The following is a 7415-nucleotide window of genomic DNA, read 5'->3' as shown; positions in this document are numbered from 1 at the left end:
GAAAAAGGCACCTTACGTACCTGCTGCCACGAAATAAACCATGGACGTCACCGAACTCCCCAAGCTCTACACGATTTTCAACGGCTGCGCGCTGCTGCACATCATCCTCGGTCTCACGATGATCAAGCTCGGCCACAAGAAGCCGCACATCGTCAGCATGGTCATCGCCCTGCTGTTCTCCACGGCATTCCTCGGCTGCTACCTCTATTATCATTACCATGCAGGCCACGTGAAGTTCGCCGGCACCGGCCTCACCCGTCCGGTCTACTTCACCATCCTCTTCACGCACATCCCGCTGGCCATCCTCAGCCTGCCGATGATCATCATGACCGTCGTCCCCGCCCTGCGCAGCCGCTTCGACAAGCACAAGCGCGTGGCCAAGTGGACCGTCCCCGTCTGGCTCTACGTCTCCGTCACCGGCATCATCGTCTACCTCATGTGCTACGTCTGGTACGGCCCGCCCATCCGCGCATAACGCAGCTTGAAACGTAGGTTGGGGGTGCGCTGAGCCAAACGCATGCGTTACGCATTTTAAATATTTTATAGCCATACTGGCTCATAACGTCGCGTCGGCATACAGTGAATCCCCTCTCCCCACCGAGGATATGGCAATGCCCAAGACGCCCTCTGGGGAGAGGTAAGGGTGAGGGGCATCCCATTGCTGACGAAGGTGTCCGTCGTCCACTTACCCTGCGCTCTTGGAGCGCTTCGTATTCCCTTCCGTGACCGCACCCGCCTTGCGTCCGCTCACTCCTCAAACTTCCACGACTTCCGCTTCGCCGGTTTGAGGTCCGTGCGCCCATACCTCTTCCGGAACACATCAAACACGATGTCGGACCCGTCCGCCTTCATCTGGTGCACCATCTGCAACAAGACGCCCAGCCGTCCTTTCGGAAACCCCGCCTTGTTCGCAAACCACCCCAGATACTCCGCCGGGATGTCATAGATCGGCACCCCGTTCGGCGGAAAATGCTGCGGCCCATACTTCCCAAACGGCATGAACGTCCGCCCGATCTCTTCCAGATCAGCGCGCATGCGGGCAGCAAGGTCGTCCATACTCAGACGATACGCGTGACCAAGTATGACGAAACCAGAATTCCGCCTCCCTCATTTCAGACCCGCATGCGCCTCGCGCAGCAAGGCCTCCGTTGTCTCCCAGTCAATGCACGCATCCGTGATCGACTGCCCCCGCACCAGCTGCTCCAGCGGCTGCGGAAACTTCTGACTGCCACCCACAAGATTGCTCTCCAGCATCGCGCCAATGATGGCCTTCTGCCCCGCCACACGCTGCCTCACGATTTCCCGGAACACATCCGGCATCCGACGGTGGTCCTTAGCACAGTTCCCATGGCTGGCGTCGATCATGATCGCCGCCTTGAGCTTCGCAGACTCAAGCCCGTCGATCGTCTCCCGCACATCATCCGCTCCATAGTTCGGGCCGTCTTCACCCCCGCGCAAAATGATGTGGCAGTCCGGGTTGCCGCTCGTCGTCACAGCGGATGCCACGCCATCCTCGCTCACCCCCAGAAATGTCTGCGGCTGCATCGCCGCCTTGATCGCATTGATCGCCGGCGTGATGTGCCCAAACGTCCCGTTCTTGAAACCCAGCGGCATCGACAAACCCGAAGCCATCTGCCGGTGCGTCTGCGATTCCGTCGTGCGTGCGCCAATCGCGCTCCAGCTGATCAAATCCGCAATGTACTGCGGCGTGATCGGGTCCAGCAGCTCCGTCGCCGTCGGCATGCCGAGATCCAGCACATCGCGCAAAAATTTCCGCGCCAGCCTCAGCCCCGCCGGAATGTCACAGCTCCCATCCAGATGCGGATCCATGATCAGCCCCTTCCAGCCCACCGTCGTGCGCGGCTTTTCAAAATACACACGCATCACGATGCAAAGCCGGTCTTTCAGTTCCTCCGCCAGCGCCGCCAGCTTCCGTGCATACTCCAGCCCCGCCTCGGGATCATGAATCGAGCACGGACCAAGGATCACAAGAAAGCGCGGATCACGGCCAAACAGAATATCCCGAATCTCCTGCCGCGATTTCGCCACGAAGGCGGTTTGCGCGTCAGTCGGCGCGATCTCGCTCATCAGGCTGCGCGGTGAAGGCAGCGGGACGTTGGAGGCGATGTGAAGGTTGGCAGTCTGGCTCATGGAAAGTCCTCCATAAAGCCGGAACCGCCTTTCTTCAATCTTCCTGCACCACCGGATTCTTCGGCTTCAGCACCGCGAAAAGCACCACGCTGATCACAATGATCCCTCCCGCGATCAGCGGCGCGATGTGCATGGAAGCGTCAGGGCTTGTGATCGCGCTGTGAATGCGCGTGTAGATCAGCGAGGCACAGGTCAGAGCTCCCAGCACCGGCACGATCATCGGCGGCTCAAACCCTCCCTGCGGCTCTCCCGGCCGGCGCTTCAGCACCACCAGGGCGATGTTCACCACGGTAAAGACCGCCAGCAGCAGCAGTACCGTGGATTCAGCCATTTGTTTCACACCACCGCTGAGGATCAGCACAGACACGATGCCAAAGAGCACAAACACCGCCACGTGCGGCGTATGGCGCTTGGGGTGCACGCGCCCCAGCACCGCAGGCAGCAGCCCCTGCCGGCTCATGCCATACAGCAGGCGCGATCCCATGATGTAGTTCAGCAGCGCCGTGTTGCCGATCGCAAAAATCGTGATGCCCAGGTACAGCTTGTCGATGCCCCCCAGCCAAGGCGCGGCCCGATGCGCCACATCCATCAGCGGCGTTTTGCTCGCGGCCAGTTCACGCCACGGCACCACCGAAACCGCCGTAATCGCCACCGCCATGTAAATGAGCGTCGCCAAAATCATCGCGCCGATCAGGCCAAACGGCACATTCTTCCGCGGATTCTTGACCTCCTCACTCACATTTAGAATGTCCTCAAAACCGATGAAGGAGAAAAACGTCAGCACCGCCCCCTGCATCACCAGCGCCAGCGTGATGCCGGAGCCTGCCCCGCCAGCCACCGTGTCTTTCGCTGTTTCCAAATAGTTGACGCCGCCCCAGTACCGGGCACCCACCGCGATGATGAACAGCAGGCCCGAAGCTTCCACCACCGTGCAGAGCACATTCAGCCACATGCTTTCACGCAGGCCGCGGTAAATCACACACCCCACAACAAACACGATCCCGATGGCCACCAGCTTGATGTCCAGCGCAAACCCAAGTGCCTTCTCCAGCTGTTCCGCAATCGCCTGGGATCCGGTCGCCATGCTTGTGAGCCCGCTCATCATCACCGCGATTCCCACCACGTAGCTCAGCAGCGGCTTGTGCAGACCATGCTGTGTCACATAGGCCGCGCCCCCGGCTCTTGCATAACGACTGCCCACACACGCATAAGACAGCCCCGTGAGCATCGCGGCGATCATCGCGGTCAAAAACGCCAGCCAGACCGCATTCCCCAAGGAATCCGCAGCCCGCCCAATCAGCGCATAAATGCCCGCTCCCAGCATGGACCCCAGTCCATAAAACAGCACCTGCCAGCCGCCGATGGTTTGCTGCAGAGAGGGCGGTGAGTCGGTCCTTGAAGAAAGCGCGGCGGGTTCCATGCCCTGCTACTAGCCGAGATCGTGCCGCGCAGGAAGATAAAAAGCAGCCGCCCCCATCGCGTCTTTGAGCAATGAGGACGGCGCACGAGGTTCACACACAGGTCAGTTACAGCACCGGAATCTGGCGCGGCTTCGCCACTTCCTTGAGCGGCAGGCGCAGCGTCAGCACGCCATCTTCCAGCTTCGCCGTCATCTGGTCCTCGCTCACGGGTGCGTTGAGACGCAGTCGGAGCAGGTAGCTGAGCGGCGACAGCTCGCGATGCAGAGCCTTCATGCCTTCCGGCACGGTCGTGCTGCGTTCGCCGCGCACCGTGAGGATGTTTTCCTCAAGGTCGAGCTTCACGTTGTTCTTCGGCACGCCGGGCAGTTCGACGCGTATTTCAAACGCTTCGGCATTGCCATTGACGTTGTAGAGCGGCTTGCGCAGGGATTCGGTAACGCCGGAGGTGGCGGGAGCGCTGGTGCGGGGGGAGCAGGTAGTGTTCATGATTTGTTAAGAATGGATTTTTGGATGGGTGTTGATCAGATCAGTTCAGGGTGATGGTGCGTGGCTTGCTGCGTTCCTGCTTCGGCAGGGTCACCGTCAGGATGCCGTCTTCCAGCTTCGCGACGATGGCTTCAGCGTTGACGATTTCGGGCACGGACACCGAGCGGGTGAGGCTGTAGGAGCTTTCCTTCTCGCCGTCCTTCTCGCGCTTTTCAGCGGACACGGTGAGCATGCCGTTGTTCAGCTCGATTTTGACATCCTCCTTCTTCACGCCCGGCACTTCAAAGCTGGCGAAGTAGTTGTCTTTGTCTTCATGCACATCCACGGCCAGCTTGTCACCGGCCACGCCGGGGAAAACCTCACCGAGGTTGTTGATGAAGCTGCTCAAGGATGGCAGTCCGGCCAGCGGATGGCGGAACCATTCGTCGAAGTCGGAAACGCGGTTGAGGCTGAAGGGGTTGGTTCGGATGAGTTTCATAGCTTGAGTGGTTTGGTTTGAGTTTTTGAGTCGGAAGATTCTTTCCTCCTCATACTCATGCATCAGCCGTGCCAGACGCCCCTTCATCCAATCAACTCATTGATAACCAATAATCTAATTCAATCCACAATCTCCCCACCCGCCCTCAAGGTGTGCCAAAAAAGGTACGTCCTGTCTCTTCAGTGAGACATTTTTGCCAATTAGACCTCTTCTCCAACAGAGGGTCCTCAATGGCACTCGCTGAGACCATGTTTCGCACACTTTCGCACCTCGATGCACTGGTTCACCGCGCCCTGAGTTTTCTCTTTTGACTGCCGTAATATTTCGCCACTCCACTCCGCGACACACCAGCCCCAAACGGGCTGCGGAGCTGAGCCCAGGGTCAGCCGAGCCTCAGCGAGGCGACCCTGGGTAGAGCCAGACCTCTGGGAAGCAAACCGAGCACTCCGCAGCACATCACGCCAGCCAGCAGCGTTGGTCACGCCCTCTCGCCGCAACGCTTGACCGGCATGCTTTAAGCCGTGCGTCCTTACGCCTTGACCGCCCGCTTCTTCTTGGCCTTCAAGTTCAGCATCTCCACCATCATCGAAAAGCCCATGGCAAAGTAGATGTAGCCCTTCGGAATCTCAAAATGAAAGCCTTCACCAATCAAGGCCGTGCCGATGAGAATCAGAAAGCTCAGCGCCAGCATCTTCACCGTCGGATGCCGTGTCACGAACTCACCCACCGCTCTGGCAAACACCATCATGAATCCCACGGAGATCAGCACCGCCGTCACCATGATGGAAATATGCTTCACCATGCCCACGGCCGTGATCACCGAATCGAGCGAAAACACAATGTCCAGCAGCGCAATCTGCACCATCACCGCGCCAAACGCCGCCCCTTTGCTCACGCTGTCGCGCACCTCGCCTTCGGGGTCGCCTTCGAGTTTTTCATGAATTTCATGCGTGCTCTTGTAGATCAGGAACAGCCCGCCAAAGATCAGCACCAGATCCTTGCCGGTGATCGAATGCCCCAGCACCGTAAACAGCGGTGCCGTCAGCGACATCACCCACGTGATGGAAAGCAGCAGCAGGATGCGTGTCAGCATCGCCAGTCCCAGGCCAATGAAACGCCCGCGCGGACGGTCCGCCGCCGGCAGTTTGTCCACCAGGATCGAGATGAACACAATGTTGTCGATCCCCAGCACGATCTCCAGCACACACAGCGTCAGCACCGCGATCCACGCCTCCGGGTTCGCGACCCAGGAAAAGTCGAGCACGTTCAAATTGGCGGTTACAGCAGCGGCAGCGTTGGCAATCATCGGGCCGCGACCCTAGCGGAAAATGCCGCCTCGGCAAACTCCACGATGAATTTGCTACGACAAGCAGGCCCGCATGCCTGGCAGCCACCGAATACCACGTCTTTTCGGTCACTCCCGTCACTTTTGTCCTTCACACGAACAGCCGCGCCAGAGCTGGCGGCTTCAAACGTGCGCCCCGCGTCCCGCCACCTCACGCAGTAAAAAATTTTCCAACAACGAAAACCCGTTCATAGATGCGCCCATGCCGCCCGCCAGCCTCGCAGATCTCGAAGAACGCCTCAGCCGCCCCACACCTGCCGTCATTGAGATGATGAGCCAGCTCCCCGGCGACATCATCATCCTCGGCGCCGCAGGCAAGATGGGTCCCTCCCTCGCACGCATGGCCAAACGCGCCAGCGATGAAGCAGGAACCAAGCGCCGCGTCATCGCAGTCTCACGCTTCAGTTCGCCGGGATCAGCGGAGGAATTCATGCAGCATGGCATCGAGGTCATCGCCACCGACCTCCTCTCTGCCAACGCCGTCGCCTACCTCCCGCATGCGCCCAACGTCATCTACATGGCAGGCATGAAATTCGGCTCCACCGGTCAGGAATCCATGACCTGGGCCATGAACGCCTGGCTCCCCGGCCTCGTGTGCGAGCGCTACCACCGCAGCCGCATCGCCGCGTTTTCCACCGGCAATGTCTATGGCCTCGTACCCGTGGAGCACGGTGGCAGCCACGAAGAAGACGCACTCAATCCCAAGGGCGAATACGCCATGAGCTGCCTGGGTCGTGAGCGCATGTTCGAGTACTTCAGCCAGACCCGCGGCACCCCCGTCTCCCTTATCCGCCTCAACTACGCCTGCGACCTCCGCTATGGCGTCATGGTCGACATCGCACGCCAGGTCTGGAATGGTGAGCCCGTCGATGTAACCATGGGCTGGTTCAACACCATCTGGCAGGGCGATGCGAACGCCCTCTCCCTCCTCAGCCTCGCCAAAGCCCACAGCCCCGCCTGGGTCGTCAACCTCACCGGCACCGCCACCCTCAGCGTCCGCGAAGTCGCCCATACCTTCGGCAAACTCTTCGGCAAACCCGTCCAGATCACCGGCCAGGAAGCCCCCGACGCCCTCCTCAGCAATCCCTACCGCAGCTTCGTCGAACTCGGCATCCCCTTCATCCGCGACGAAGAACTCACCGAATGGGTCGCCCAATGGATCTCCACCGGCGGCGAATCCCTCGGCAAACCCACCCACTTCGAATCCCGCGACGGGAAGTTTTGAAAGCGGGGCCTCCAGAGTTCACCACTTGAATTTTCACCCAGTCACGCCATTCTTCATCCATGTCGCTGACTGCCACACATCTCACGCCCGCGCTGATTCTTCGCGAGTTAGGCAAGCTGAACGTGGCGGACATCGAAGGCGTCCTGCATAAACTTCAGATGCTTGCTGCGACGAAGAAGGGTGCTCTCAAGGCGGATGAGGCAAGACTGCTGGAAGCGATCAATACCACGCTTCCCACCGATCAACGCACCACTTACCGTCGCCTCTCGACCAAGCGCAAGAACGGCTCACTCACTCCTGCGGAGCATC

9 protein-coding genes are annotated in these 7415 nt (G+C 59.7%); 3 read left to right on the top strand and 6 right to left on the bottom strand.

Annotation, left to right across the window (positions count from 1 at the left end):
- Positions 1 to 40 precede the first annotated feature (40 nt).
- Entirely contained in the window at positions 41 to 475 is a 435-nt protein-coding gene (locus tag ACIREA_RS22220) for a DUF420 domain-containing protein (RefSeq protein WP_397384547.1), read from the top strand.
- Positions 476 to 747: 272 nt separating this feature from the next.
- Here the strand turns inward: ACIREA_RS22220 and ACIREA_RS22215 are convergent, their stop codons facing one another.
- The 6 genes from ACIREA_RS22215 to ACIREA_RS22190 all read right to left on the bottom strand — a co-directional run bounded on the left by ACIREA_RS22215 (position 748) and on the right by ACIREA_RS22190 (position 5842).
- Positions 748 to 1056: a putative quorum-sensing-regulated virulence factor gene (locus tag ACIREA_RS22215; RefSeq protein WP_397384546.1), complete on the bottom strand. Its 309-nt coding sequence runs from the start codon at positions 1054 to 1056 to the stop codon at positions 748 to 750.
- Positions 1057 to 1107: 51 nt separating this feature from the next.
- Positions 1108 to 2151, bottom strand: coding sequence for a 3-deoxy-7-phosphoheptulonate synthase (locus ACIREA_RS22210; protein ID WP_397384545.1), 1044 nt, complete (start codon positions 2149 to 2151; stop codon positions 1108 to 1110).
- Positions 2152 to 2185: 34 nt separating this feature from the next.
- The gene (locus ACIREA_RS22205) at positions 2186 to 3571 is read right to left on the bottom strand and encodes an APC family permease (RefSeq protein ID WP_397384544.1); all 1386 of its coding nucleotides are present in this window, start codon (positions 3569 to 3571) and stop codon (positions 2186 to 2188) included.
- 106 nt (positions 3572 to 3677) lie between these two features.
- Positions 3678 to 4058, bottom strand: a complete 381-nt coding sequence (locus ACIREA_RS22200; protein WP_397384543.1) for an Hsp20/alpha crystallin family protein — start codon at positions 4056 to 4058, stop codon at positions 3678 to 3680.
- Between the two features lie 40 nt (positions 4059 to 4098).
- Positions 4099 to 4536 carry an Hsp20/alpha crystallin family protein gene (locus ACIREA_RS22195; protein ID WP_397384542.1) on the bottom strand — a complete coding sequence of 146 codons (438 nt, stop codon included), beginning with the start codon at positions 4534 to 4536 and terminating at the stop codon, positions 4099 to 4101.
- 529 nt (positions 4537 to 5065) lie between these two features.
- Positions 5066 to 5842 (bottom strand): TerC family protein, encoded by a 777-nt coding sequence (locus ACIREA_RS22190; RefSeq protein ID WP_397384541.1) that lies wholly within the window; start codon positions 5840 to 5842, stop codon positions 5066 to 5068.
- Between the two features lie 241 nt (positions 5843 to 6083).
- On the opposite strand from ACIREA_RS22190, the gene ACIREA_RS22185 reads away from it, so the two are divergent.
- Together ACIREA_RS22185 and ACIREA_RS22180 are read left to right on the top strand one after the other, a co-directional pair.
- Positions 6084 to 7106 carry an NAD-dependent epimerase/dehydratase family protein gene (locus ACIREA_RS22185; RefSeq protein ID WP_397384540.1) on the top strand — a complete coding sequence of 341 codons (1023 nt, stop codon included), beginning with the start codon at positions 6084 to 6086 and terminating at the stop codon, positions 7104 to 7106.
- A 59-nt stretch (positions 7107 to 7165) separates the two neighbouring features.
- Positions 7166 to 7415, top strand: a 250-nt coding sequence (locus ACIREA_RS22180; RefSeq protein ID WP_397384539.1) for a hypothetical protein, incomplete at its 3' end; no start/stop codon positions are given.

The organism is Prosthecobacter sp. (assembly GCF_044373815.1).
Taxonomy (GTDB): domain Bacteria; phylum Verrucomicrobiota; class Verrucomicrobiia; order Verrucomicrobiales; family Verrucomicrobiaceae; genus Prosthecobacter.
The sequence above is the reverse complement of the archived record's forward strand: the minus strand, read 5'-3'. Positions and strand labels throughout refer to the sequence as shown.

Bases quoted from the DNA above. Each gene is read 5' to 3' on its own strand.
- ACIREA_RS22220 (WP_397384547.1), top strand. From the start codon at position 41: ATGGACGTCACCGAACTCCCCAAGCTCTACACGATTTTCAACGGCTGC.
- ACIREA_RS22215 (WP_397384546.1), bottom strand. From the start codon at position 1,056: ATGGACGACCTTGCTGCCCGCATGCGCGCTGATCTGGAAGAGATCGGG.
- ACIREA_RS22210 (WP_397384545.1), bottom strand. From the start codon at position 2,151: ATGAGCCAGACTGCCAACCTTCACATCGCCTCCAACGTCCCGCTGCCT.
- ACIREA_RS22205 (WP_397384544.1), bottom strand. From the start codon at position 3,571: ATGGAACCCGCCGCGCTTTCTTCAAGGACCGACTCACCGCCCTCTCTG.
- ACIREA_RS22200 (WP_397384543.1), bottom strand. From the start codon at position 4,058: ATGAACACTACCTGCTCCCCCCGCACCAGCGCTCCCGCCACCTCCGGC.
- ACIREA_RS22195 (WP_397384542.1), bottom strand. From the start codon at position 4,536: ATGAAACTCATCCGAACCAACCCCTTCAGCCTCAACCGCGTTTCCGAC.
- ACIREA_RS22190 (WP_397384541.1), bottom strand. From the start codon at position 5,842: ATGATTGCCAACGCTGCCGCTGCTGTAACCGCCAATTTGAACGTGCTC.
- ACIREA_RS22185 (WP_397384540.1), top strand. From the start codon at position 6,084: ATGCCGCCCGCCAGCCTCGCAGATCTCGAAGAACGCCTCAGCCGCCCC.